This window comes from Hymenobacter sp. BT491, assembly GCF_014349165.1.
Classification (GTDB): Bacteria; Bacteroidota; Bacteroidia; order Cytophagales; family Hymenobacteraceae; genus Hymenobacter; species Hymenobacter jejuensis.
In genome coordinates, this window is the sequence record NZ_JACSJJ010000002.1 from 80,173 (window position 1) to 106,748 (window position 26,576).

General features: G+C 56.3%; 24 protein-coding genes. 7 read left to right on the forward strand and 17 right to left on the reverse strand.

The features are described 5' to 3' along the window. The first annotated feature begins 563 nt into the window (after positions 1-563). From H9I52_RS06195 to H9I52_RS06205, 3 genes are all read left to right on the forward strand, one after another. Positions 564-1,265, forward strand: a complete 702-nt coding sequence (locus tag H9I52_RS06195; RefSeq protein ID WP_187453156.1) for a hypothetical protein — start codon at positions 564-566, stop codon at positions 1,263-1,265. A gap of 117 nt (positions 1,266-1,382) precedes the next feature. Continuing rightward, positions 1,383-2,456, forward strand: a complete 1,074-nt coding sequence (locus tag H9I52_RS06200; RefSeq protein WP_187453157.1) for a sensor histidine kinase — start codon at positions 1,383-1,385, stop codon at positions 2,454-2,456. Positions 2,457-2,515: 59 nt separating this feature from the next. Next, positions 2,516-3,319: a LytR/AlgR family response regulator transcription factor gene (locus H9I52_RS06205; RefSeq protein WP_187453158.1), complete on the forward strand. Its 804-nt coding sequence runs from the start codon at positions 2,516-2,518 to the stop codon at positions 3,317-3,319. On the opposite strand, the gene H9I52_RS06210 is transcribed toward H9I52_RS06205, so the two are convergent. The 6 genes from H9I52_RS06210 to H9I52_RS06235 all read right to left on the reverse strand — a co-directional run bounded on the left by H9I52_RS06210 (position 3,297) and on the right by H9I52_RS06235 (position 8,220). Next, positions 3,297-3,956 (reverse strand): GNAT family N-acetyltransferase, encoded by a 660-nt coding sequence (locus H9I52_RS06210; protein ID WP_187453956.1) that lies wholly within the window; start codon positions 3,954-3,956, stop codon positions 3,297-3,299. The two genes, H9I52_RS06205 and H9I52_RS06210, sit on opposite strands and share 23 nt — an antisense overlap. A 70-nt stretch (positions 3,957-4,026) precedes the next feature. Continuing rightward, a complete protein-coding gene (locus tag H9I52_RS06215; RefSeq protein WP_187453159.1) occupies positions 4,027-4,797 on the reverse strand; it encodes a LytR/AlgR family response regulator transcription factor in 771 nt (256 codons plus the stop codon). Then, a complete protein-coding gene (locus tag H9I52_RS06220) occupies positions 4,794-5,894 on the reverse strand; it encodes a sensor histidine kinase (protein WP_187453160.1) in 1,101 nt (366 codons plus the stop codon). Before H9I52_RS06220 ends, H9I52_RS06215 begins: the two co-directional genes overlap by 4 nt. Before the next feature lie 100 nt (positions 5,895-5,994). Further along, positions 5,995-6,882 carry a hypothetical protein gene (locus tag H9I52_RS06225; protein ID WP_222940424.1) on the reverse strand — a complete coding sequence of 296 codons (888 nt, stop codon included), beginning with the start codon at positions 6,880-6,882 and terminating at the stop codon, positions 5,995-5,997. Between the two features lie 110 nt (positions 6,883-6,992). After that, entirely contained in the window at positions 6,993-7,664 is a 672-nt protein-coding gene (locus tag H9I52_RS06230; protein ID WP_187453161.1) for a CPBP family intramembrane glutamic endopeptidase, read from the reverse strand. 106 nt (positions 7,665-7,770) lie between these two features. Then, entirely contained in the window at positions 7,771-8,220 is a 450-nt protein-coding gene (locus H9I52_RS06235) for an ABA4-like family protein (protein ID WP_187453162.1), read from the reverse strand. Between the two features lie 183 nt (positions 8,221-8,403). On the opposite strand from H9I52_RS06235, the gene H9I52_RS06240 reads away from it, so the two are divergent. Next, positions 8,404-9,108 (forward strand): hypothetical protein, encoded by a 705-nt coding sequence (locus H9I52_RS06240; RefSeq protein WP_187453163.1) that lies wholly within the window; start codon positions 8,404-8,406, stop codon positions 9,106-9,108. 75 nt (positions 9,109-9,183) lie between these two features. On the opposite strand, the gene H9I52_RS06245 is transcribed toward H9I52_RS06240, so the two are convergent. From H9I52_RS06245 to H9I52_RS06295, 11 genes are all read right to left on the reverse strand, one after another. Continuing rightward, positions 9,184-9,558, reverse strand: a complete 375-nt coding sequence (locus tag H9I52_RS06245; protein WP_139516483.1) for a hypothetical protein — start codon at positions 9,556-9,558, stop codon at positions 9,184-9,186. A 208-nt stretch (positions 9,559-9,766) separates the two neighbouring features. Beyond that, positions 9,767-10,912 carry an AMP-binding protein gene (locus tag H9I52_RS06250; RefSeq protein WP_187453164.1) on the reverse strand — a complete coding sequence of 382 codons (1,146 nt, stop codon included), beginning with the start codon at positions 10,910-10,912 and terminating at the stop codon, positions 9,767-9,769. Between the two features lie 144 nt (positions 10,913-11,056). After that, a complete protein-coding gene (locus H9I52_RS06255) occupies positions 11,057-11,887 on the reverse strand; it encodes a hypothetical protein (RefSeq protein WP_187453165.1) in 831 nt (276 codons plus the stop codon). A gap of 129 nt (positions 11,888-12,016) precedes the next feature. After that, positions 12,017-12,466 carry a hypothetical protein gene (locus tag H9I52_RS06260; RefSeq protein ID WP_187453166.1) on the reverse strand — a complete coding sequence of 150 codons (450 nt, stop codon included), beginning with the start codon at positions 12,464-12,466 and terminating at the stop codon, positions 12,017-12,019. A gap of 97 nt (positions 12,467-12,563) precedes the next feature. After that, the gene (locus H9I52_RS06265) at positions 12,564-14,105 is read right to left on the reverse strand and encodes a lipase maturation factor family protein (RefSeq protein ID WP_187453167.1); all 1,542 of its coding nucleotides are present in this window, start codon (positions 14,103-14,105) and stop codon (positions 12,564-12,566) included. A gap of 203 nt (positions 14,106-14,308) precedes the next feature. Further along, positions 14,309-14,986, reverse strand: coding sequence for an adenylate/guanylate cyclase domain-containing protein (locus H9I52_RS06270; RefSeq protein WP_187453168.1), 678 nt, complete (start codon positions 14,984-14,986; stop codon positions 14,309-14,311). A 223-nt stretch (positions 14,987-15,209) separates the two neighbouring features. Then, positions 15,210-16,082, reverse strand: coding sequence for a sugar phosphate isomerase/epimerase family protein (locus H9I52_RS06275; protein WP_187453169.1), 873 nt, complete (start codon positions 16,080-16,082; stop codon positions 15,210-15,212). Between the two features lie 215 nt (positions 16,083-16,297). Continuing rightward, positions 16,298-17,122: a 1,4-dihydroxy-2-naphthoyl-CoA synthase gene (gene menB, locus H9I52_RS06280; protein ID WP_187453170.1), complete on the reverse strand. Its 825-nt coding sequence runs from the start codon at positions 17,120-17,122 to the stop codon at positions 16,298-16,300. A 133-nt stretch (positions 17,123-17,255) separates the two neighbouring features. Then, positions 17,256-19,163 carry a 2-succinyl-5-enolpyruvyl-6-hydroxy-3-cyclohexene-1-carboxylic-acid synthase gene (gene menD, locus H9I52_RS06285; RefSeq protein WP_187453171.1) on the reverse strand — a complete coding sequence of 636 codons (1,908 nt, stop codon included), beginning with the start codon at positions 19,161-19,163 and terminating at the stop codon, positions 17,256-17,258. A gap of 199 nt (positions 19,164-19,362) precedes the next feature. Continuing rightward, positions 19,363-20,601: a chorismate-binding protein gene (locus H9I52_RS06290; RefSeq protein ID WP_187453172.1), complete on the reverse strand. Its 1,239-nt coding sequence runs from the start codon at positions 20,599-20,601 to the stop codon at positions 19,363-19,365. Further along, the gene (locus H9I52_RS06295; RefSeq protein ID WP_139516493.1) at positions 20,598-21,044 is read right to left on the reverse strand and encodes a hotdog fold thioesterase; all 447 of its coding nucleotides are present in this window, start codon (positions 21,042-21,044) and stop codon (positions 20,598-20,600) included. The genes H9I52_RS06290 and H9I52_RS06295 overlap by 4 nt, the downstream gene beginning before the upstream one ends. Before the next feature lie 80 nt (positions 21,045-21,124). On the opposite strand from H9I52_RS06295, the gene H9I52_RS06300 reads away from it, so the two are divergent. From H9I52_RS06300 to H9I52_RS06310, 3 genes are all read left to right on the forward strand, one after another. Then, a complete protein-coding gene (locus H9I52_RS06300) occupies positions 21,125-21,748 on the forward strand; it encodes a histidine phosphatase family protein (RefSeq protein WP_187453173.1) in 624 nt (207 codons plus the stop codon). Positions 21,749-21,976: 228 nt separating this feature from the next. Then, positions 21,977-23,701 (forward strand): pyruvate dehydrogenase complex dihydrolipoamide acetyltransferase, encoded by a 1,725-nt coding sequence (locus H9I52_RS06305; protein ID WP_187453174.1) that lies wholly within the window; start codon positions 21,977-21,979, stop codon positions 23,699-23,701. A 186-nt stretch (positions 23,702-23,887) separates the two neighbouring features. Then, positions 23,888-26,437 carry a TonB-dependent receptor gene (locus tag H9I52_RS06310; RefSeq protein WP_187453175.1) on the forward strand — a complete coding sequence of 850 codons (2,550 nt, stop codon included), beginning with the start codon at positions 23,888-23,890 and terminating at the stop codon, positions 26,435-26,437. The last annotated feature ends 139 nt before the right edge of the window (positions 26,438-26,576 follow it).

Sequence of the window (26,576 nt, forward strand, 5' to 3'; positions counted from 1 at the left end):
ATCAAATCTAGTGACTGGTACTTATCAAATAGTTTTTATAAACATAATCATAAGAATTAAGACGAGAATCAAACTTGCTGCTTTTTTTTATTGGGAATTAGTGCCAATCTCAGCTTTATAGCCAGTCTACTTAGCTCTACTGGCCCTGCTTATTAAGAGTATATATAAATAGCCTTCTAATTTTGAATTCATTTATCTGATAATCAATAATATAGATTTGATAAAATACTTATTATTTTGGTAAATCATATAATAAGATAAGCTGGGTAGGAGTCATAAAATTTCTACCTCAGGAGAAACTATTTTTCGCTTGTATTATTGTAATAATACAATTTTAACGGTTATATTCTATCTGCGTGGGGCAAGCATAAGCAGAAGTTGAGCTTCGTTGGTGACTGACCGGGAGGCGAATAGGCGCCGGACTGGCCTTGATCCTGCTCCCCCAACGCCCCATCTGCTTGATCCGACGGTTCGGTAACCTTTAATTTCGAGGAGGGAAGCAAGGTGCCACATTTGGGCCATCGATTAGCAGCTATTACCCTCCATCTTCTTTTACTGCTCCCATGAAAACCACTCTGATTCTTCTTGCCCTGGCCTGTACCTCGTTTTCGGCTGCGGCCCAGCAGCCAGCCTCGCCCAAAGCAATGACCACGCAACCCGTGCCGACTGGGTACTCCGAGGGTCTGGCTGCCACCATTACCGAGCTGATGAGCACCGGTGACGTGGCCCAGCTCAAAGAAACCGCCGGCAAGCTGGAGCGGGCCGCAGCCATAGCGCCAACCGATTGGCTGCCAAGGTATTATCAAGCCTATGCCCACCTGATTGTATGGTTTCAAAGCAAGGAAGAGGGGGACGTAAAAGATAAGTACCTCGACCAGGCTGAAGCCGCCCTGGCGCAAGCCCGCAAGCTCGGGGGCGACGAGTCGGAACTGCTTGTGCTGCAAGGCTATATCTACCAGGCACGCTTGGGTATTTCGCCCATGGCCCGTTCGGCGAAGTACTCCATGATGGTGAAAGAAGTGCTGGAGCAGGCCAAAAAGCTGAACCCGGCCAACCCACGCATTTACTTGGTACAGGGCAACAACGTGTACTTTACGCCCAAGATGTTTGGCGGCGGACCAGAAGCGGCCAAGCCCCTTTTCGAAGAAGCCAAAGCGCGTTTTGCTGCCTTCAAGCCCGCCACTCCTTTGGCCCCGGCGTGGGGCGAACGGCAAGTGCAAGCCCGATTGGCCGCCTACACGGCAGCTACCGCAGATGTCAAATAAGTTATTGAGAATCAGATAGTTAATCTTGGTAATAGCATTATAATGAAAGGTGAAACGCAGGGAAAATTCGCTCCGCAGTCGTTCCCTACTTATCTTTCTGTCGCTCATTTTCCTGTTATGGCTCACTCGCCCACAACTGCTCTACCACGGGCCCTCGCTCCGTGGGTGCGAACCCTGCTGTTGATGCTGGCTTTGGCCGCGAGCATAACGCTGTTTACGTGTGGGCCGTGCTGGAGCGATCCGCACGAAATGATGGCCAATTTCCTGTTCTGCCTGGCTTTTACCGTCGGGCTATGGCTCACCAACGGGTTTGCCGTTGAGTGGCTAAACGGCTACGTCAGCTGGAAGCAGCAGCCGGTTAAACGCCTGATCCTGACGCTGATTGTGTCGCTGGGAGGGTCGTTGGTAGTCATTTTCGGGCTGCATTTTGTGTACCGGGTGCTCTACCGCGGCCACGATGCGTCGGTGCTGCTGTCGGCGCCGGTATTGCGCCAGCTCGCGTTCCCGATCGTCATTACCATCATTTGCTCATTGGTGATGCACAGCCGCGCGTTTTTGCAGGGGTGGCGTGAAGCGCTGGTCAGCAACGAGCGGCTGCAAAAGGAAAACGCCGTGTCGCAGTACGAGTCGTTGCGCAAGCAGGTCAATCCGCATTTTCTGTTCAACTCCCTCAACGCCCTGACTTCCTTGGTGGAGGAAGACCCCAAACGGGCCGTGCGCTTCATTCGGCAGCTGTCGGAAGTGTATCGCTACGTGCTTGACAGCCAAGAACAAGAAGTGGTATCGCTGGCCGAAGAACTGCGGTTTGCCGAGTCGTATCTGTATTTGCAACGCACGCGCCTCGGCGAGGGGCTCGACGTCGCCTTCGATTTGCCGCCGGCCGCGGCGCTGGAGCAGTTTATGCTGCCGCCGCTGGCCTTGCAACTGCTGCTCGAAAACGCCATCAAGCACAACGCTACCCGCACCGATCAGCCCCTGCGCATCCGCGTGGAGCTTGACCAAGCCGCCCAGCAAGTAGTGGTCCGCAACACGCTCCGGCCGCGCCGCGTGAGTCCCGAAGAATCTACGGGCCTGGGCCTGAGTAACTTGCAGGCCCGGTACGCTTTCCTCAGCAAACAACCCGTTCAGATTGAGCAGACGGCCACGGAATTCATTGTGAAGCTGCCGGTGCTGGAAATGGCAACCGCGTAATGCTATTTATAAGTAATTGGTTGTAAGATATTTACATAATTTATTTCTCTGCTTTCTCCATGCTCCCTGCTTATCCTTTGCGTGCCATTCTGGTTGAAGACGAGCCGCTCGCGGCCCGGCGCCTTGCCGACCTGCTTCGACGGCAGAAGCCCACGGTAGAGGTCGTCGGGACGGCCGAATCGGTGGAGGCGGCTGTGGTGCTGCTCCAAACCGTGGTGCCCGCGCCGGACGTGCTGTTTCTGGATATCCATCTGGCTGATGGCCTGAGCTTTGAGCTATTTGAGCGCACCGTCGTGACGTGCCCCGTCATTTTTACCACCGCCTACGACCGCTATGCCCTGCGGGCATTCAAGGTCAATAGCATCGATTATTTGCTCAAGCCCATCGACGAGGAAGAGCTGCAAGTGGCTCTGCAGAAGCTCCATGCGCTACGCCAAACGCCCGCCGGGCCAATAGCGCCGGCGTTCGATCCGGCGCTATTGGCCCAGATGCTCCAGCAACTGCAACCCCAGGCCAACCACAAAAAGCAGTTTGTAGTGCGCGTCGGGGAGCATCTGAAAGTGATTCCGGTGGAGCAGATCAGCTACTTTTTCAGCCTCGAAAAAGTGACGATGCTCCAAACACGCGAAAACCGGCGCTTCGTGGTCGATTACACGCTGGAGCAGCTCGAAAACATGCTCAATCCGCGTGAGTTTTTTCGTCTCAACCGCGCCTACCTCGCTCACGCCGACGCCATCCACGACATCATTCACTACACCAATAGCCGCCTCCAAACCGTGCTGCGCCCCGCCGCCCCAGAGGAGGCGCCTGTGCTCGTCAGCCGCGAGCGCGTGCCTGCGTTCAAGGCGTGGCTGGATCGGTAAACGATGACGCGGGAAGTACGGCCGTTGCATAGGGGGCCACTACCCGCCAGCCCAGACGCTGGTAGAGTGCGCAGCCGGCCTCCGTTGCCACGAGCAAGCGCTCCGATACGCCAGCCTGTTTGGCCAGGTCGTCCAGGGCGCTCATGACGCTGGTTCCGAGCCCCTTGCGGCGATGAGCTTCCTGCGTCTCGATGCGGTCGAAGACTGCACTTGCCCCGTGCATCACAACGCGCCCCATCGCTGCGGTCTGCCCGGTGGTGGCATCGACCAAGCGGATCACCGAAGCGCCATGTTCTACGGTTGCCTGCACGGCATACCCGGCGGGCACCGGGACGGGAGTCATCGGTGCCGTAGAGCACATCAAATAACGGGGCTGTTCAATCTGCCAAGGCGCGGGCAGTGCCCGCCGCAGGTGGGCCGGCTCGACTGCCGCCTTGAGGTAAATGAATGGGTCCCGGATGCGGGCGGCGCAGGCTTGTAGGGCGGGTCCTGCTTCCACAAACACGTGGCGCCGCACCTGCTCGGGCCAGCCTACTTCGACTACCAACCCGCCCCCGTAAGGTTGGGGAAGCGGTAAGCCGCGGGCCAGGCTCCAGCCCGTCAACCAGCGCTCCAGCAGACCTAAGTCGAGGGTCATGAAATTGAGAAAATTAGTGGTTCTTTTCAAAACTGGAAATATACTGCGGTAAGGCATGCACCGCGTGGGGTCAGCCTTCCAGCCAATTCTTAAACGCGCCCGCTTTCTCCCGGCTGACCATCACCTCATCCGTGGGGGCGGGCGAGAGATCAAGCTTCAGCTTGCCGTTGAAATGCGGGTGCAGGCGCTGTACGGCTTGCAAATGCGCCAGGAACTGCCGGTTGAGGCGAAAAAACTGCTGCGGATTCAGGAGCTGCTCCAACTGCTCCAGCGTATAATCGACCACGAAGCGCCGGCCGTCGGTGGCGACGAGCGTCGTGACCTCGTGGCGGCTCTGAAACCAAGCGACTTGCTCGGTGGGCAAGGGCAGAAGCTGCTCGCCGCTGCGCACCAAAAATCGTGTTTTGAACGGCTGCGCCGGCCGGGGCAGGCTGTCGAGGAGGCGTTCGAGGCGTTGCGTCGGATCGGGGTTGGATGCGGCCGGCGTGCCCCACTGGCGCAGCTTGGCAAAAGCGGCCTGCAAGTCGGCGAGCTTAATGGGCTTGAGCAGGTAATCGATGCTGTTGGCCTTGAACGCCCGGATGGCATAGGCATCATAAGCGGTGGTGAAAATAACCGGACTGCTCACCACCGTTCGGTCAAACACTTCGAGGCTCAGCCCATCGGCCAGCTGAATGTCGGCCAGAATCGCGTCCGGGGCAGGATTAGCGGCCAGCCAGGCCACCGCCGCCGTCACGCTGTCCAGCACGGTCATCACTTGCGCTTCGGGCGCGGCTTGGTGCAAAAGCCGCTGCAAGCGCTCGGCCGCCGGGTATTCGTCTTCAAGCAACAATACTTTCATATCTTGTTGCTAGATAAGATGTTATGTTGATGAGTGGTAAGCTGTTTGCTGCCATGCGGTTCAGGTGAGCTAGAGGCGTCCGGGGGCAGAAGCGGCAGCCGGACGGTAAAGAAATCTTCGTCGACCAGCACTTCCACCGGCCGCGGCGCTTGCAACAATTCGTAGCGATGGCGCACATTTTGGAGACCCATGCCCGTGCCGGGCGTAAGGCCAGCCATGCGCAGGCGCCGCGAATTCCGCACTTCGAAATGACCGGCTGCTACATCGGCGCTCAGGTGCAGATGCAGCGGGTGCTCGCGGGACGCGACGTTGTGCTTCAGGGCATTTTCGACCAGCAGCTGCACACTCAGCGGAGCTACCCGCTGCTCAAGAGCGGCACTAGGTATTGATTTGGTAATGAGAAGGTTGTCGCGGAAGCGGATTTTGTGCAGTGCCAGATACGTATCCACGAAAGCCAGCTCCTCGGCCAGCGGCACGGTGGGCGTAGCGCGGCTTAGCAGCACGTAGCGGTACACATCGGAGAGGTGCTCCAGAAATTGCTGAGCAGGCTCGTTTTCGGGCTCAATCAGGGCCGAGAGCGTGTTGAGGGAGTTGAACAGAAAGTGGGGGTCGAGTTGGCTTTGCAAGGCCTCGAGCTGCGACTGCACACCGGCGCGGCTGAGCTGTTCGGCCCGCCGCACGTTGAGTTCCCATTGGTAGAAAAAGTGCCGGCTTTCGTACACAAGCAATACAATAGAGGTCGGGACCAGATTTACGGCCATGCCCACCAGCAGGCTTTCTGCGCTTAACGTACCAAACTGGGGCACTACGAGCGCGAGCCCGGTGGTGATGAGCAGCGTGGCGAGGCTGGCGTACAGCACGCAGCCCACGGCCAGCAGCCAGATTCGGCGGGCCGTTTGCTCGACCTGCGGAAACCGCTCGTACAGGCGCTTCCAAATGGTGCGTGTGCCCCACCAGATGCCCACTGTGTATACCAGCGAAATGCTCCAGCTGATCAGAAACATCGGCACAGACTGGAAGGCATAGCCGAAGTTGGGCAGCAGCATCAACAGGCTTACCAGCGGGAGTCCCCACTGCAACAGACGACGGTCGTTCATCGGGCTCATCCGGCTTCGTGCGCCGGCAACTTACGCAGAAGTAAAGGGTTGCTCAAGCTGCGGCCGCCCGCAGCTTGAGCATTAGGGCGGCGTGGGCAGCCTAGTGAAGGGCTATCAAGGGCAGGCCCTGCATGGCCCGCCAATAGAGCAGGCCCACGGCCCCGGCATAGAGCCCAGCAAACGCGAAAATGCTCAGGGTTTGGGTGCTGTTGCGCCACCGCGGGGCGTAGCGATGCAGCCACCACCCGGCCAGCGGCAGGGCCTGCAACGAATGAAGCCCCAGAAAATGCGCGGCGCGCAAATCGCCGTAGCGGGTGCTCCAGCCCAGTACCGGCAGGCCCGGCCCGCCGTCGGCCGCCCCGATGGTGTGCCCCATGTGGCTGACCATGCTGCCGCCAATGGCGCTGCCCACCAGAAACAGCAACAAGCCCAGCCGCATCCCCCACACATACCCCGCCGAGCCAAACGGCCGGTGCCGCAGCGAGAGCCCCAACGCCCAGATTACCAAAAGGGTATTGAGCATGATAAACATCCCCATGAGGCCAAAAATCAAGCCGTCGAAGGCGGAGCTTATGTTGAAGTGCGACGTAGTGCCGCGGTAGGCTTGCAGATAAATGCACAGCATCTCGACGAGCATACTCACGGACACGCCCCACGCGATGAAGCGCACGGCGCGTTGGGCTTTGGCCGGCAAGTCGGCCAGTAGCCACCCCAGCGTCCAGAGATAGATAACGCTGGAGGCTGCAAACTTGAGGGGCTTGATCCACACGTTCAGGCCGGTTACCACGCGGTGGTCGAAGGGCAGCAACACCAGCGCCAGCCCCACGAGCCCCACGTTGAGCCACCCCGCCCACGACAGTACCGGGCTGCTTCGGTGCAGCACCACGAGGCGCTCCCGCAACGCTGCGCCTAAGTGCAGCTTGTGCAGTTGGGGTGCGGCGCCCATCGAAACCGAAGAATCGACCGAAGAAAGTGTCAGCGTTTTCATTAGCATGAAGGATTAGGTGTACTTGTAAAGTATTGATAATCAGATATATAATATTACGCCCTGTGCGCTTTGCCTGTGCTAAATCGGCTAGGGGGTACTCGAGTTTTAGTTTAAAAAACCAGCGATTTTAAGCTGTCATAGTAGTTGAGGTAAAGAATGGTGATGCTGGCCAAATTGATAAAGCCGTGCGTCAGAATAACATACCATAAGTTTTTGCCGGAAAGCAGAAAAACAGAGCCCAACAGGAGCCCGATGAATCCGGTGCTGAGCACCCCGCCCCAGCCTTGATACAGATGGCACAGACCAAAAACTACGGAAGTGGTAACAAGCCCGAATACTTTGCCCGCATCGGCATTCGCAAAGAGCTTAGCTACTCGGGTCAGGAGAAATCCGCGAAACAATACCTCTTCCAGCAGCCCACCGAGTACAAATCCGATAATTACCCACACCAGATACACCAGGATGCTTCCCTGGAAGTCAACTCTTGTTAAGTCAATTGGGGCGCCGACGATTTTCTCGGCCAGCGGATTAAAAATAATTTCGGCAAACAGCTCGATGGCTATCCCGAGAAGCAGTGTCGTCAGAAGGACCTTGATTCCGCTGTGGGGTTTCCTAAACCCGATGGAAGTAAGCAAAGTGCTGCGTTCTTTGCTTCTTCGGATGTACGCAAAGACTAGCACAAACGCCCCTATTACGCCGTACTGCGGAATGCCAACTATCAGGGCTAAGCACAGGATGGTGATTAGTATTTCGGTTTTGGGCAGCTGATCGGAAAAGGTCATAATCTTGGTGTAAATAGGTACTTACTAGTTGTGTGAAAAATGGGGGCTATCGGGGGCTTCCTAAGCGTGCTGCCATGAACTATATGCGGGGTTTGTGCCCCCGTTTTTAAAGGACTGAAACCGTTGGTGCAACGGCATAGAAGCGGCGCAGGAGGCTATACAGCAGAAGACCCACTGGCCCCAGCTGGAAAGTGAGCAGGAGCGCCGGCACCACCAGCAGGTGCGGCACGCCGCGGCGCTGGGCATCGCGCACTTCCCAGGCGCCCACCGCCAGATCGAAGCACAGGTAATGCACCCAGCCGGCCAGCAGCGCCCACGGATCGCGAAATAGGGCCGCCACCTGACCAAGCGAGCCAAAGCCGCCCGCGCCCGCATCGGGGCCCAGAAAGTGCCTTCCAATGAAGAGAGTATAACCCACGGCCAGCACCAGCGGCAGGGCGTTGCTCAGGACCACCCACCGCGTTACGCGCCAGCGCGGCAGCAACACAAGCAACAGCCAGCCCAGCAGCGCTACGGAGCCGGCCAGCGAGAAGAGAGCGTCAGGGGAGAAAGTCATGGCGAAAGCAATTGGCGTTGACCAAACTTGCTCAAAATCACCGCGTTTCGGATGCCCAAAAGCAGTGAAGCCGTTCTTCCTTGGGGTGAAGTGACAGAACCGCAGGGCGAAGCGGATAGCTGGTGTGAGCGCCAACACCGGCCGCCCGTCGTATAGGTAAGCGGCAGCCTCTACCTTTGCGCCGTGCGATTTTCCTTCGGCAAATATTTTGTGTTGTGTCTGGGCGCTCTGTTAGCGCCTGGCCTGACGTATGCCGACGACGTACTGGCCGATACCGTAGCGGTGCACCAGTCGCACCGCCGGATCGTGTTTCAATTCGACAACCGCTATTCGCTCCTCAACGGGCGTTTGGTTGGCATCAACGGGCTGAAGCTGGGCGTAGAATGGCGCAACCGGCTGCGCACGGGCGCCGCGCTGTACCTGCTCAGTAGCGGCATTCCGTCCGACGAGCCCACGCCACTTGATCTGCCGCCCGCCACCACGGCCGAAATGCGCTTTCGGTACGTGGCCGTCTATGGCGAATACGTGCTCATCGGCAACCGGCGCTGGGAGCTGAGCACGCCTACCCAGTTCGGGGTCGGGCGCTTTTTTTCGCGTTACGAATTGCCGAACGGGCAGGTGCGCAAGTCGCCGAAGGAGCTAATCTGGCTCGTAGAACCCTCCGTGGCCAGCCATTACCGTGTGTGGCGGTGGCTGGGCGTGGGCGCCGGGCTGGGCTGGCGCCAGACACTGTTCATCAACAACGCCCTGGAGCACGAGCTGAATGCACCGATCTTTTACGGCCGCGTCAAGCTGTTTTTGGGCGATTTGTACAAGGTATTTCGGGGGCACGAGCGGCTATTTTCCCAGCGCGGCCTCGAAAGCAGAGCCACAAGCGAAGGGTATTAACAAAACCCCAAGGGCGCAGACGTGCAGTCTGCGCCCCTGAAAAGCTTTATTTCTAACTATTTGATTATTAAGTATTTACTTGGGGCCTGATGCGGTGGTAATGCGGCGCAGCAGAATGTGGGTGGTTTCCTGGTTTTTGACGCCATTCGGCAGCGAATACAGTTGCACCACTTCCCAGCCCAGCTTGCCCATGTAGTTGAGCGTGCTCAGCGGCGTCGAGAAAACCTCCATTTTGCCCACTTCCCGTTTGGCCAACTCGCTGTCGCCCAGCTTCTCGAAGCCGTAGCCGAAATCGACGAAGATGTCGCTGCCCTTGGTGTTGGTCTGGTCGTTCAGCCGGTCGGTTTTGAGCAACTCGCAGTACTCGTAGTGTACCGTGTTGGCGCTGGTCGTTTGCGCGTAAGCCGTTGCGGAGCCCAGGAGCAGAAAGGAGAGTAGTAGTTTTTTCATGAGGAATTAGGAAGAAAGTTACCGGGCCCGTCCAATCAAAGCGCGAAGCCTTCGTGTGGCAGAAGCCCGATGCGAAGCCCAAATGCGCCCGCCAATGGGCAGAGGCTCTGCAAAGCAACGGCTTTTTTCAGATACTTTATTTTGTATTTAAAACATAAAAAAAGCCCCGGCTCGTCGGAGCCGGGGCCTGCAATGGTATTTCGCCGCGTTAGGGCTGTGCAGCGTCTTTTTGGGTAGTGGTAGCGCTGGCGCGTACCGTACCCAACCGATCGAGCTTGCCCGAGGCGGTGGTCCGAAATTCGGGTACGTACACCAGCTCACGCGGCCGTTCGTAGCGGTCGAGGCGCTCGCTGAGCAAGGCCAGCAGGTGCTTGTTTTGCGCAGCAGACAGCGGCTTTCCTTCAATAAACGCCGTGACTTGCTCGCCCAACCGCGTATCGGGCCGACCGATTACAAAAGATCGGCGGTTTGCGGTATCTATCTCAGCTAGAGCTACTTCCAATACTTGCTCAACTTTCTCGGCCTGCACCTTCACGCCGCCCGAGTTGATGACAAAATCGGCGCGGCCCAGCCACTCGAACGTATGCGCATCGAGCAGTCGGATGCGGTCGTTGGTGATAATTAATTGATTGTCAGTAACATCGGCACGCACGGTCAGGCAGCCACGGTCGTCCTGCTCGACGTGAATGCCGGGGAGCACGCGGTAGTGCGGCGAAGCCTCGGGGCCGTTGAGGCGGCGCAGGGCAATGTGCGAGGCCGTTTCGGTCATGCCGTAGGTGAGGTACACCGGCACTTTCAGCTTCTGGATGGCCTTGTTCAGGCTGCTGTCCACAGAAGCGCCGCCGACCAAAATGGCGCGCATCGTGTTGAGGCGCGCGCTGTGGCCGTTGTCGAGCACCGTACGCAGTTGCAACGGCACAAACGAAGCAAAATCAAACGGCTCCTTCGCCGACACCAGCGCCAACGGGTCGGCGTGCGGCTCCACGATGGTCATTTGCAGGTTCAGCTCGAAGCCGCGCACCAGCATCATGAGGCCGCCCACAAACTCGCAATTGAGGCACACCAACATACGGTCGCCGGGGCCGAGGTCGAAGTAGTCGCCGGTGCGCTTGGCACTGGCCGCCAGCTGCCGCCGCCGCATCTGAATGGCCTGCGGTGCCCCGGTCGAGCCCGATGTGCGCAGCCCAAACTCCTGCGCCCCGTTCAGCCACTGCCGACAGAAATCCAGCACTTTCGCCTCGTAGCCGTTGAGCTCGGTGGGGCTGTTGGCCGGGTATTGCCGGATGTCGTCGTAACGGAATTCGCGGCCGTTGAGCAGAAGGGAGTCGGGGAGGAGATCGGAATCGGTAGCCATGAAGAACAGCAGAAAGCGGAAGGCAAAGATTTACAGAGTTAACCACAACTGCATACGGAATTTACTAACGAGACGTCATTTTTTACTTCTGTTCATCGCGTGTATACAAAAACACAGGATTGCTGCTTCAGCATAAACGTGTAGTTAATTCCTTTTTTTCTGATTGATGTATATCTTCTCCCAAGCCTTTTTAGTTAAAGTCAATAATTGATCGTCATCACAATTCCATATAGAGACATAAGTTTTTGATATTACAATATGTTGTTTCCATTTAACAAATTTTTCATAAAGCATTAAAGTGCAAATATCAGTAGATGTTATATACTCACCGGTTTCGGGTAAATGGCTATGCATACTTACCGCTCCTTTTTGCTCGTCTTGTTTATATTCAATAGGAATGATGCTCTTATGTATTCTGGCCCTATTAGTAGGCTCATTAAATTTGTTAAAATCTATTTTATAATCGTTTCCGAAGATTACTACATTACTGACTTGCGGTCCTGTTAAAACGTAAACTTTTCTCTCATCACCCTGAATTATTGGTATAAGATTCAACCTGGTGTTCTGATAAACTTTAAATAGGGTATCAGTACGTATAATTTCAAGGGCCTTCCTCCGAATAGTATAGAGATCGTTTTCTGAGTCGAGAAAGGCCCTTTCTTTACTGTCGACAATAGCTTTTGAAATATTATAAGTGCTATCAAAAGAAATAGTTGCTATAACTTTTGGAACAGTGTCTTTGGAAAAGAAAACACAATTTGTGCGTTCATTATCAGGATATGAGAAGTAGCCGCCAATGTTTTCTTGTTGCTCTTTGAATTTTTCTGTAAAAATATCACTGCCGAGCCATGAAGCCATTTCAGATCTATATAGATATTTACCTTCTTTTTTAATGTTGATAATATCTTTATTGCCTTGACTGAATACTTGTGTGTAGATTAAAAAAGTAAGTGCTATCAGCGAGAGGTATTTCATGTTTTTATAAGCGTTTGAATTTTTAGCTAAAGATAGGGGCGGGCGGTTGTATATAATAAGCCTTAAATTATTTTTTTCTATATAGCTGTTGATTGCGGAAGGAGCGCCCGATTTTAATGAAGCAAAAATCTACTGAATCAGCCAGCGCTGGTAAGTCCTTGCCGAAGGTACCGTCACAGTGCACAGCACCAAGAGCAGGCAAACGAAAAACACCAGGTCCCACGGGTTCTGAGTCAGGGCATACGATACCAAGGGCGGCAAACTGATTAAACCTAATAAGCTGTTTCTTAAGAAGATACGACTTTGGTACATCTTCAGGTTTTCCGCCGATGGGCGCCGGATATTAGGCTTGATGTACTTTGATACCACGTATACCAGCACGCTTACCAGCACCAGCAAGCCCGTGAGCAGAAGCAAGGCGGGCCAGGTAGCAAGCTGCGGCTCGATGGCCGTGCTAGCGGCGGCTCGCTGTTTGGCCAGCAGGACCAGTGCAGCGGTCAGGCCAGCCTGAAGGAGATACTGCAACCAGTGCAAACGCCGAATCCGGCGGATAGCCTTGTCGTAAGCCTCATCTCCCATAAATGTATGCTACGCAGTAACTTCTGGTTCGGATGAAGCAAAGGCCGGCCGGCGTTCTGCCAAGGAAAATCATCTTGCCTTGGGCGGTGTGTATTGCTCACTTAAGCGGAATCCAGCCGGCACTTCTTAACACTCCGATCAGTTGCGGATCGTCGGCGGACATGGGCGGCAGCCAGATGCTAACTCGCTCGCGCTGCCACCACAAGCCCTGGGCGTTGCCGGGTTGGGCAAACCAATACCGGTACAGCACGGCCCGGACGTAGCGCGGCGGCCGGTTGGGGAAAGGGTTATGGGTAAACAAGCCGACAACCCCGGGTTCATTGTGCAGGAGCTTCCATACCAGGTTCAGCGTCCAGGGATATTCGGCCGGCGAGGCCATTGCCGCGAACCACATTTGCCAATCCAGCCGCAGCTGATAGGGTGCAATTTGCGGCGGCCTCTGGTCCAGCAGCACCGGCAAGCCTTTGTAGAGATAGGGTTGCCAGTGGGCGCTGTCGTTGGGCGTTTTGTCGAGGGTTCCCTCAAATACCACATTGAGCCGCTGCTGTCCCACGGTCCCGAAGGCCCCGTAAGTATTGACGAGGTCCAGCGGGTCGAAGGACGTGTTCATGATCTGCCCCGGCGACACCATGTTCAGCACGGGTCGAATGCTGAGGGCGGCAATAAGAACCGTTATGGCCCAGGCAGTAGCCCGCATGGACTTAGATACTTCGGTCCGCTCAGCCGCCGCTTGCGCTTTCCGAACGAGCCAGCCGGGAAGCAGCCGGGCCCAGAAGCCATCGTCGAAACAAGCCAACGCCGGCAGAATCGTCAGCCAGTTCAGAAACGACAGGTTGCCGCTGAGAATGATGTTAATCTGGAATAACACGATCACCGCTCCTGCAATATGCCGGGCAAGTCGCGGCCCGAACACGAAGAAAGGCGCGACGATCTCGGCCAGCCAATTGAACCAGACGCCCACCCGCAGCGCCGTGCGCGGCAGAAAATGAAACCACCGGCTTAGCGGGCCGGGGATGGGCTGCGTTTCGAAATGGTAGTAAAGGGCCGTGCTGTTGCGCCAGATTTCATCCCCCCGCACCTTAATCAGCCCCGCGCCGAGCATGACGCGAAAGGCCAGCCACCGAAACAACACTAGGATGGGCATGGGCGGCGCGTACCTCGGAAACGGCCGCAGATCGAGCAAAGGGCAGAGAAAAATGGCCAAAAACCCGGTTTCGGTCAGCTGAATCTCCCAACCGTAGCTGTACCAGTCTTGCCCCAGGTGCGTGAAGGACAGGTAAAGAAACCAGAGCACGGCCAGCATCAGCGCATTCGCAAAACCGGCCGCAACGACGCAGGAAAGCAAAAACCCAATCCAGGCGACTGTTATTAGAGCCGTGTCAGAGTGCCACAGCCAAAACAGCGACGGCAGGCGCATAAAGCCCGCCCTGTCGGAGCCCAGTACGTCGCTTACCTGCTTGAGGTAACTCTCCATGGGCAGCAGCCCGTTGGAGCCGATCAAGGGGACAATCTGGTTGATTGCTACCAGAAATGCTACCGCATAGATCACGCCCAGTAGGCGCAGAATGACGAAACGGGTGAGCCAATAAGAGGGAGAGCTGTCCAGGGCGCGCGTAGCACGTTGAGATTCGCTAGCCATGTCGTTTTACTTCCGGTCGGTTGTTGCCAATGGAAGCTTAATACGACTGACGTTTCATGGTTGGCGACTAGTGACGGGTTAAAAAATGCGTTTAAAGTATTGCCCTCTCACTCCTTGCTTAAAGGCCTCGATAGATAGAATGACTACCGTAGGCAGGTAGTGCTGCTTTGATTATAACGTGCTAATTATGAACGCGTTAGTCTCTAAGCAAGTACATAGCCAGTTACAGGGTTGTTGATGCCCTTCAAGGTCAGGGTTTTCTTCTGCGCATCGGGGAATTGCTCTTTTACCTCGTTGAATACCTCTTCCGTGACCATGATTTCACCTACGCCGGCAGCCCCCTGTAATCTTGAAGTAAGGTTAACCACCGGGCCTATGGCGGTAAAATCTTTGTACGTGGTTCCTACTTCCCCCATGTAGCATTCGCCTGTATGGATTCCTATTCCTACCCCAAGCGTGTGAATATCACTCAGGCCAATTTCTTCTTTCAGGTGTTTACAGTTTTTTTGCAGCTGAACAGCTGCACTTACCGCATTTTGTACGTGGTCTTTCCTGATTAACGGGAAATTGAAAATAGCCAGCACAGCATCGCCGATGAATTTGTTGACAATCCCGTCCTCTTCCCATATCGCTGCCGAACAGCGGTCGTAAAAGCTGTTGAGCAGCTCATTCACTTTTGCGCCTTCTATTTGCTGCGACAAATCCGTGTACCCCCGAATGTCAGCAAAGAGAATGGTGGTGGAAACGGGTATCTGCTTATGATTCATGATCTTGGCAAAATTGCTTTCGCAATAGGTGCAAAGATTTGGATGCATTTGGCTTCTCTTGATGCCAAAACTCTTGAAAAGAAAAGAAAAGGGGCCCCGGATGACAGTTGGCATATGCATATGTTCCCAGCAACCCAAGCAAATCTGTGATTCTTTCATAATACTCTTGAAGTCCCTTGCTGCGGCCTCAAGATTAATTTAGCATTATATTGAATAATAATTATACGTTTTTTATACTGTTCTGCTTGCTCGTATTACCGGGCGCATGTAGTGGGCGCTGGCGCAAACCGACTCCGGTAACGCTACACCTATGTGGCTTACGCCATCCTGGGAATGCTTATTTCTCCGCGTACACTTCCTTTATCTGATTTGTTAGGTAGTTAAAGGCTAGGGGTATGTCGGTACGCGGGCTGGTGGTATTGCCTTCGATGAAAACATTGCCTTTGTATTTCGCCTTTCTCAAGGCTCTTAAATACGGCTTAAAGTCTTCGCCTTGCACGCCCGGGAACGAGCGGTTTTGTTTTTCTGCGATTTCGCAGTGGACCAATATATCCTTGGCGTCGATGATGCTCTGCGGCGACTCACTTTCGCGCAGCATGTGAAAAATATCAGCGTTGAGTTTGAAGTTGGGATGATTGACGGCCCGCACGACTTCCGCCGCTGACTTTACGGTGTTCAGAAAATTCGTTTCGGAAGAATTAAGGTTTTCAATGGCAATCATGATTCCGTGTTTTTGCGCAGCAACAGCCATTTTGCGGCACAAGACAACAAAATCAGCCTGGGCCTTCTGCGCATCATAGCCTTCCGGAATCCGGCGAGCGCCCCCGCTGCCTAGTACGATAAAAGGGATATTGGCTTGCTGAGCCCGCGTAAAAACGCTGTCGACATACGCTACCACGCGGGCGTCATTTACGTTCGGCCCGGCGATTTTTATTTTACCGGTAAAGAGAATGTTGCAGAGGTATACTTTGCACTTCGCCTTTTTCATCCGGGACAAGTTTTGCTTGAATTGCTCCTCCGATAGAGCCGGCGAAACCATGCGGCTTACAGTTTCCCCGATCATGCGGAAACCAGCGGCATACACCAAGCTGTCCTGATCAATGGGTGCCACGAGGCCGATTTGCGGAATGTACTCCTTGCTTGGCGCAAAGCTGAGCAAAGCCGCAAGCGCAACGAAAAGTGCCAGCCCGGGTACGAATTTCAATTTCATAGAACAGCTTTTAGGTGAGAGTGGAATTAAGGGAATATCAAGCGGAAGCTCCGCATCGGCCGATGTACAAGCGCAGAAACTACTTGGCTTTCCATCGTTTGGGCTAGCGGGGCACGCTATATTATTACGCGAATAAGGGCTAAAGCCAAAAGGCCCTACACCCTGTCTGACAGGAGTATAGAGCCTTTTGAGTTCTTACGCAAATGCCGACCCGATTACGGGAACTTCGGGTACTTCGAGAAATCGGGTTGACGCTTTTCGATGAAGGCATTTTTGCCCTCTTTGGCCTCTTCAGAAAGGTAATACAGCAACGTCGCGTTGCCGGCCAACTCCTGAATGCCAGCTTGGCCGTCGAGCTCCGCATTGAACGAGGATTTGAGCATACGCAAAGCTAATGGGCTCTTTTCCAATATCTTACGGCACCAAGCTACGGTCGTTTCTTCCAGCTTCTCCAGGGGCACCACTTTGTTGACGAGGCCCATGTCGAGGGCTTCCTGCGCATCGTACTGGTCGCAGAGGAACCAGATCTCGCGGGCTTTTTTCTGGCCAACGACACGCGCCAGGTAGCTCGCGCCAAAACCGCCATCGAAGGAGCCGACTTTCGGGCCGGTCTGGCCGAAGCGGGCGTTTTCGGCCGCAATGCTCAGGTCACAGACCACGTGTAGCACGTGGCCGCCACCGATGGCCCAACCGGCCACCATCGCAATGACGGGTTTCGGAATCGAGCGAATTTGCTTTTGCAGATCCAGCACGTTGAGGCGAGGCACGGTGTCTTCGCCCACGTAGCCGCCGTGGCCGCGCACACTCTGGTCGCCGCCTGAGCAGAAGGCCTTGCCGCCTTCGCCGGTCAGGATCACGACGCCGATGTCGGTGCGGTTGCGGCAAATGTCCATGGCCTCAATCATCTCCTGCACCGTGAGCGGCGTGAAGGCGTTGTGCACCTGCGGGCGGTTAATCGAGATTTTGGCGATGCCTTCGTGAAAGCTGAAAAGGATTTCGCGGAACTCCTTAATCGGAGTCCAGGTGATTTGTTCGGCCATAGTAAGTAAGGGAAGAAAGTCATCCGTCATGCCGAGCGCCGCGAAGCATCTCTGCTGCTTCGTTGAAATTACTACTGTAACACCAGCAGTAGAGATGCTGCTCTCGGCATGACAATCTGATAGAAAAAGTGATTTAAGCGAAAGATGAGCGCACCAAGGCGCGATAATGCTCGAAAAAGTCCGCGTTGGTGGCGCTGTCCGTGGCGATTTCCAACAGCGCCGCCCCACTTTGCGAATTGCCGGGCGCAAAGAAAACCGGTAATACGGATTCTAGTTCGGCAAAGCTGCGGGCCGTGAAGTAATTCAGGCCAAAATCGCGGGCCGTGTTCTCGGCCGTAAGTGTTTGGCGCGTTTCAAAAAACTCCTCCAGCTCCGGTTGTTGCCGCGGCCCGTCGATGATGCGAAAAATGCCGCCACCGTGGTTGTTAAACAGCACTACGCGCAGGTTAGAAGCTAAGTAATTGTGCCAGAACGCGTTGCGGTCATAAAAGAACGCTACATCGCCAGTGAGCAGTACTACAGGGCGGTCGGGGTTGGCCAAGGCCGAGCCCACGGCCGTGCTGGTGCAGCCGTCGATGCCGCTCGTGCCACGGTTGGCAAACACCTCAATTGCGCGGCCGGCTGGCAGCCCGATGATGTTGGCGTAACGCACAGCCATGCTGTTGGCTAGGTGCAGCGCCGCGCGGTCGGGCACAAATTCCAACGCTTTTCGGAAGGCCGAGAACTCGTTGAAGGGTTGGTCTTTGGCGCTGAAAAACTCGTTCAGAAAGCCTTTGGCCCAGCCCTCGGCACGTTGCCAAGGCGTGAGGAAAGCGGCTTTTTGTTTGGCCTCCTCTTTTCCCAGAGCCCAACCGGCCGTTGGCCAAGTCAGGCGCGGCGAGCCAATGGGAATGGGTGCTGCGGCCACGCGGGTAGCATCCGCGGCAGCGACCAACGGCTCTGCCGAACTCATACTTGATCGCTTCGAGAATTCGGTAGCGAGTGCTGGTTCTGCAACATTCTGACTGTCAGGTCTTAGTAAGGCTGTGAAAAACGTCGCGGGCTCCATCCGAATTACACGTGTCAGCGAGCGGAAGGTGTCGGCCACGGCACCGGCCGGCTGAATGTGCCAATGCTCTTGCGGGGCCGAATCGCGCAGGTAGAGCTTCAGGGCTTTTGATATCAACGACTGCCCAAAAGTGATCAGGAGTTCCGGGCGCAGTGCCGCTTTCAGCCCCGGCTCAGGCACGGCCATAAACACATCCTGGCGACCCAGGGGAACATTGCGCACGTCAAAACTAGCGCCCACGGGCAAGTGCAGATTCGAAATTACATCGCCCACCACAGGCACCTGATAAGCCGCCGCAAACTCCCACAGAGCCAGCAACAATGCCTCGTCGTGGTGGTATTGTCCGGCCACAACCAGCGTCCGCGGCATCTGGCGCAGGGTTTGGCGGATGGTTTCCAACTCCGCGGCCGCCAGCATGAGCACTGGTGCTTCTTCCCGAATCACCTTTACCTTTTCGAAGTGCACCTCCTCTTTTGGGTAAAAGGGCTCGCGCAACGGAATATTTACCTGTACCGGTCCGGCCGGAAATTGCTGGGCTATGTTAATGGCCTCTGTAACAATACGTTCGGAATGCCACTTGGCGTCGGCGTGCGCGGTGTCGACGGGAAAGGTAAAAGTGCCTTTGGCGTGGGCGCCGTACAAATCGGTTTGGCGGATGGTTTGGCCGTCGAGCTGATCAATCCATTCCGGCGGGCGATCGGCGGTGAACACCACCAACGGAATCTGTTGAAAGTAGGCTTCGGCTACGGCGGGCGCGTAGTTCAAACCGGCTGTGCCTGAAGTACATACCAGCGCCACGGCCCGGCGCTGCGTTTGGGCCAACCCTAAGCCGATAAACGCGGCGGCTCGCTCGTCGGGCACGGTGCGCACCCGGATGCGCGGGTGCCGCGCAAAGGCAATCGTCAGGGGTGCGCAGCGCGAACCCGGCGACAGCACCACATCCGTAATGCCCATCTGGGCGCAGATTTCCGCGATATTATGAACAGCCTGCATGAGATTTTCAAATAATAGTTAAGTAATTCATAATCAATAGGTTATTGTGGTATATAAATTCGTGTCATGCAGAGCGTGAGCGAAGCATCTCTATTGATTAGTAACTCAAAGAAGCGAGAGAGATGCTTCGCTCACGTTCTGCATAACAAAAGGAATCAGGGTAATCAGTTTGGTTTATAAATTATTGATAATTAAATATTTATGTGTCAAGCACGGCGCCGGCTGTGCGTAGCTTCAATTCGGTTTCGTTCCATTCGCGCAGCGGGTCGGAGTCGATGGTGAGGCCGGCGCCGGCGTACAGAATCGCTTGGGTGGGCCGCACTTGCAGGCAGCGAAGGTTTACAAATAGCCGCGACACGCCCGTTTGCGGCAGGTTTACGGGGCCCAGAAAGCCGCTGTAATAGGCGCGGTCGTAGTGCTCGTGCTGGTGCAGAAAGGTGAGGGCCGCTTGCTTGGGCATGCCGCCCACGGCCGAGGTCGGGTGTAGCAAACGCAGCATGTCGGTGCCCAGGGTCGGGAAGGGCACTTGGCGCAAGTTCACCGAAAAGTCGGTGCGCAGGTGTAGCAGCTCGCCCGCTGCCACGGTGCGCGGACCGGTTTCCGTGTATTCGCGCAAGCGCAGCTGTTTGAAACAACTTACCACGTAACGCGCCACCAATGCTTGCTCTTCAATTTCTTTTTGCCGCCAAATGGCGTTTTGGGGCGTTAGGCCATCCACGATGGGTTGCGTGCCGGCGAGGGCCATCGTGCAAAAGCGACCGTCTTCGCCGATTTCCACCAGCACCTCCGGCGTCGCGCCCAGCCAGGTACCAATGCCTTGCGCACTCACCAGCGACACAAATGCCCGCGGATAGCGGCGCTGCAATTCCTCGAAGGCTTCCAGCGTGTCGAAAGCGGGCGGCAGGGGCCGCGTGGCCGCCCGCGAGGGCACCACTTTCACCACCGCACCCTGCTCAATGGCCTCCACGCCTTTGGTCACCAGCGCCGAAAACTCGGCTTGGTCGGCAATGTGCGGTATGGGCTGCGGGCTCACGTACCACGACACAAAATCGCAGCTATCGGGTTTTGATATAAATACCAGTAAATCAGATAGTTGCGAACTAAGATGGGCTTCGTCGCTGATGTCGAGCTCGTGGGGGCGCTCGGCGCTGAACACTACATCGGCGGGCAGAAACAGCGCCGGATTGTGGTCGGAGTCGTGAAACGGAAAGAAGGCGAAACCGGCCGGAGCCGTGGGTTCCAGGGCCGGCGGCAACCCAGTGAAGGCATCTTCGGCCGAAAAGCTCAGGCACAGTTGCGGATGTTCGGCGTTGGGCAGGCGCCACAGAGCGACCGGCAACCCGCTTTGCAGGGCAAATGCAGCCAGCAAGCGCAGTTGGTCGGTTACGGCGGGCACTGGGCCCGGCCACGCTACCGCCCGTCGGGAAGAAGTGCTCATGCTTTTGGGGAAGCCGATTTGTTGGGCAGATCGATCACGGCCATTGTGATGCGGCTGATGCACACGAGCGCCCCGCTTTCTTCGTGCGTAATCCGGATTTCCCACACCTGGGTGCTACGGCCCACGTGCAGCGCCGAAGCCCGGCCTACCACAAAGCCCGAATGCACGCCTTTCAGGTGATTGGCATTGATTTCCAGCCCTACACACGCCTTTTCCCGTATATCAACCTGAAGGGTAGCGCCAATGCTGCCCAGCGTTTCGGCCAGCGCCACCGACGCCCCGCCGTGCAGCAGTCCCATCGGCTGGTGCGTGCGGCGATCGACGGGCATGCGCCCCACAATGTATTTGTCACCTACTTCCGTGAGTTCGATGCCCAAATGCTCGCCCAGCGTATTGCGGCACCAAGCGTTAAGTTGAGCGAGATCGTGGGTGGGCTGTGTCATGCGTAAAAGAGGCGAAAAAGACGATTTATAGGCCCGAAAGAGCTACTTTTCGGGCTTGAACAAGCAAAGCTAGCGGGAAAGTGAGCGTCAAAAAAATCTACCTCATCCGGCACGGTCAAACGGATTTTAACGTCCGCGGCATCGTGCAAGGCAGCGGCGTCGACTCCGATCTCAACGAAACCGGACGGCGCCAGGCCGCCCGCTTCTTTGCGGCTTATAAACACGTGCCCTTCGATAAAGTCTACACCTCTACGCTCAGGCGCACCCAGCAGTCGGTGCAAGGCTTTCTGAATCTGGGACTTGCGCACGAGAATAATGCCGGCCTCAACGAGATCAGCTGGGGCATCCGAGAGGGCACGCGCATCACGGCCGAGGAAGACGAGGAATACCACCACGTGCTGCAGCAATGGACGCAGGGCAACACCGCCATCAGCCTCACCGGCGGCGAAAGTCCCGATGACGTGGCGGCCCGCCAACGCGCCTTTATCGACTTGCTGTTATCGCGTCCCGAGGAGGAAACCGTGCTCGTGTGCATGCACGGCCGGGCCATGCGCGTCTTGCTCTGTCAGCTTCTCAATTACCCGCTCAGCTTCATGGATGCGTTCGAACATCGTAACTTGTGCTTGTACAAGCTGCATTACACCGGCAATATGTTCACGGTGCGTAACTTTTTGGATGTGAATCACTTGGCCGAACATGGGTAAATGGCAGTACACTGCTGCCAGCCCAATCAGTCGAGAAGCGGCTATAAAAAGAGGTTTGTATTGGCAACTCCAGCCCGTGCGGACAAGCCTTTCAAGCAACAACCAAGAACAACAGCAGAAGCGAAAATTCGTAGATTATTGCCCCTAAACCGAGAGTTCTGATATTGTTTGCACCCCCGGATTTTCGGGCTAATTTTGACCCCTCACAACACAACACCGCAGAAGCAGATGGCCGAAATCATAAGAATGCCCAAGATGAGCGATACGATGACCGAAGGGACCATCGCCGCCTGGCTCAAAAAAGTGGGTGATCAAGTTAAATCTGGGGATATCCTAGCGGAAGTGGAAACCGATAAGGCGACCATGGAGCTGGAAAATTATGAAGACGGCACGCTGCTTTACATCGGGCCGAAAGAGAAGGATGCCGTGCCCGTAGATGGGGTATTGGCCATTGTTGGGAAAGAAGGCGAAGACATTTCGGGCTTGCTGAGTGGTGCACAGGGCGGTAGTGCAGCCCCGGCCCCGCAAGCCGAAGCCGCACCGGCTCCCGCGGCTCCGCAACCTGCGCCAGCTCCGGCACCGGCCGCAGCACCTGTAGCTGCTGCCCCAGCACCGGCTGCCGCGCCGGCCGGCAACGGCAAAAAAGCCACCGTCATCCGGATGCCCAAAATGAGCGACACGATGACGGAAGGCACCATCGCTTCGTGGCTGAAAAAAGTAGGCGACAAAGTAAAATCCGGCGACGTACTGGCCGAAGTCGAGACCGACAAAGCCACGATGGAACTGGAAAACTACGACGACGGCACGTTGCTTTACATCGGGCCGAAAGAAGGCGAAGCAGTAGCCGTAGACGGTGTGTTGGCCATCATTGGTGAGGAAGGTGCTGATGTACAAGCACTTCTGGGCGGCCAATCGGGCGGGGCGGCTGCTCCGGCTGCGGCCCCAGCTGCACCCGCGGAAGCAACTTCTGCTGCCACCACCAGCCAAGCTGCACCAGCCGAAGCGGCAACAACTGCTCAAACGGGTGGCCGCTTGCTGGCCTCGCCGCTTGCCAAGCGTATTGCCAAAGACAAAGGCATCGACATCAGCCAGGTAAAAGGCTCGGGCGACAACGGCCGCATTATTTCCCGCGACGTGGAGAGCTTCCAGCCCGGCGCTGCGCAGCCCGCTGCCGCGCCCGTACCGCAAGCCGCGCCAGCGGCACAGCCCGCCGCTGCTCCGGCTCCGCAAGCCGCCGCACCGGCTGCTGCTCCAGCTGCGACGCCCGCCGAAGGCACCTATACCGACACGCCCGTGTCGCAGATGCGTAAGGTTATCGCTCGCCGCCTGTCGGAGAGCCTGTTCACGGCGCCGCATTTCTATCTGACGATGGAAATCCTGATGGACCGCGCCATGGAAGTACGCACGCAGCTTAATACGCTGTCGCCGGTGAAGCTGTCGTTCAACGACATGGTTATCAAGGCGTGCGCTGTCGCCCTGAAGCAACACCCGGTTATCAACTCTTCGTGGCTAGGCGACAAAATCCGTCAGAACAAAGTCGTAAACATCGGGGTGGCCGTAGCCGTGGACGAAGGTCTGCTGGTGCCTGTAGTGCGCAACGCCGATGGCAAAGGACTTTCGGCGATTGCTACGGAAGTAAAAGAACTGGCCGGCAAAGCCAAGAGCAAGAAGCTGCAACCCGCTGAGTGGGAGGGAAGTACCTTTACCATCTCCAACTTGGGCATGTTCGGTATTGAAGAATTCACGGCCATCATCAACCCACCGGATGCTTGCATCTTGGCCGTGGGGGGCATCAAGCAGACGGCGGTCGTGAAAGATGGGCAGCTGGCCATTGGCAACGTGATGAAAGTGACCCTGTCGTGCGACCACCGTGTGGTGGACGGCGCAACCGGTTCTGCTTTCCTGCAAACCTTGAAGAGCCTGCTCGAAGATCCGATGCGCATGCTCATCTGATAGCACGAACCATATCAATTGAAAAAAGCCAGCCTCCCAAGGGCTGGCTTTTTTGTTGCCTCGGCCAAATCAACGAACGGAGCAGCCTCTTCTGAGGTATAAGTTCATTGTAAAAGCTCTATACTTGCCAGTGGTGGGAGCTACGTCGGCGGCACCCGATTGTGAATCGTTCAATCGTACAAAGTCATGAAAGAGAATCTACTGGCAATAACGTTGTGTTTGGCTAGCGCAACGGCTTTTGGGCAGGGGCAAGCCCTGAACGGGCAAGTGTTAGACGCTGCGGGTCGGCCTGTAATCGGGGCTACTGTGGTAGAAAAGGGCACCAACAACGGCACGGCTACGGGCGGCGATGGACGCTTTACGCTACGCGCTCGCACTGCCAGCCCTCGGCTGGTCATCAGCTCCATCGGCTACAGCGCGCAGGAAGTGGAAGGTGGAGGCGAGCAGATCAGCGTGCGATTGGCGGAAGCCACAACCAGCCTCGGCGCAGTGCAGGTGGTGGGCTCGCGCAGCCAAAACCGCTCAGTCACCGATTCGCCTTCGCCGGTGGATATCATCGACTTGCGGGAAGTGACTACCAAAACTGGTCAGCTCGATGTAAACCAACTGCTTCAGTTCGTAGCGCCTTCGTTCAACTCCAACCGCCAGACCGGCTCCGATGGCGCCGACCACGTAGACCCCGCCACCCTGCGCGGGCTCGGTCCCGACCAGACCTTGGTGCTCGTGAATGGCAAGCGCCAACACCAGTCGGCGCTGGTGAACCTGTTTGGCACGCGCGGCCGCGGCAATACCGGCACCGACCTAAACGTGATTCCGGCGGCTTCCATCGAACGCATTGAAATTCTGCGCGATGGGGCCGCGGCGCAATACGGCTCCGATGCCATTGCGGGCGTCATCAACATCGTGCTGAAAAGCTCGGTAAAGGAGCTGACAGCCAACGTCAACTACGGTGCCTACGACGCCAAATACCGTCGTGACGACAAAAAATTTGATGGCGGCAACTTCAACGCCAACGTCAATTACGGCGTCGGGATAGGAGACAAGGGCGGCTTTATCAACGCGACCCTCGACTACAACCAGCGCGAACATACCCAGCGCGCCAACGTGCCGGCTCCCGACGGGCTGGCCCGCCGCGAATACGGCGACCCGCAGATATCCAACGCGTCGGCGTACATCAACTCGAAGTTTGCGCTCAGCGACAAAGCGCACATTTACGTGTTTGGCGGCGGCAACAAACGCAAAGGCGACGCCTACGCCTGGACGCGTTTTGCCGGCGACGACCGCAATGTGCCGGCCATTTATCCCAACGGCTTCGACCCCATCATCACCAGCGACATTGTGGATGCTTCTGGCGTAGTAGGCGTGCACACGGCGCTGGGTAGCTGGGAACTGGATTTGAGCAACAACTTCGGCTCCAACCGTTTTCATTACGGCGTAAAGAATACGCTAAATGCCTCATTAGGAGCAAGTTCGCCCACGTCCTTCGACGCCGGTGGTTTTCAGCTACAGCAAGATGTGGTAAGCCTGGGCCTGACGCGCAACTATAAAACCGTGCTGCAAGGCCTCAACGTAGCGGCCGGAGCCGAATGGCGCCGCGAGTGGTATTCATTGTTTGCGGGCGAAGAAGCCTCTTACCGTAATTATGACCCCACCGTAACGGGCGGCTCGCAGGGATTTCCTGGCTTCCAACCCAGCGACGTGATTAAGGCCGACCGCGACAACTTTGGGGCCTACGTGGATGCCGAGCTAAGCGTAACCCAGCGCTGGCTGTTGGCTGCGGCCCTGCGCTACGAGCACTACAGCGACTTCGGCAGCACGCTCAACTACAAAGCGTCTACCCGCTTCAACCTCACCGAGTTCCTTACCCTGCGCGGCACGTACAGCACAGGATTTAGGGCACCCTCGCTAGCCCAAATCAACTTCAACTCCACCTTTACCAACTTCATCAACGGTACGCCGGTGGAAGTACTGCTGGCCCGCAACAACAGCGCCGTTACGCAAAAACTGGGCATCCCAAGTCTGAAGCAGGAAACCTCCAACAGCGCCAACATCGGCCTCACCAGTCGCATTGGCTCTTCGCTCAGCCTGACCTTGGATGGCTACTACATCAAGGTAAAAGACCGCGTGGTGCTGACGACGCAGTTTTCGGCCGATGACCCTGTGATTGGGCCTGATTTGCAGGCGCTTAACGTCGATCAGGCGCAGTTCTTTGCCAATGCGGCAGATACGCGCTCGCTGGGCCTCGATGTAGTGCTCAATCATACGGCCACCTTGGGAGAAGGGCGTCTTAACTCCACGCTGGCAGCCAATTTCAACCACTTGCGCATCGACCGCGTCCGGACTTCGGGCCGACTGGCGGGGCGGGAAGACGACTTCTTTGGGCCGCGCGAGCAGGCGTTTGTCAAGGCTTCGGCGCCACCTTCCAAAATCAACCTCACCTTCGATTATCAGGTGGGCCGGTTTGGTACGCTGGTGCGGTTTGTTCGGTTCGACAAGCTGACGCTCATCGACTGGAATGGCGACCCAATGAAGTACGATTCTCGCATCACCACGGACCTGACGGTTAACTACGCGCTCACCAACCACTTGCAGCTAATTGTGGGCAGTTCCAACCTTTTCAACCGCTATCCGACGCTGTTTGATCCGCAACTCACCGAAACCGGCGGCGCTTGGGACCCCGTGCAGATGGGATCCAACGGTCGGTTTTACTTTGCTAAATTGCAGGCCCGTTTCTAAGCAGGTGTCGGCAAAACATTGTCTGTCATCCTGACGGAGGCAGGACCTTATCGCGCCTGAACAACATCCCGTTCGGCGCCGATAAGGTCCTGCCTCCGTCAGGATGACAAGCGTTTTCTGGCCGCTTGTCACAGGCAAC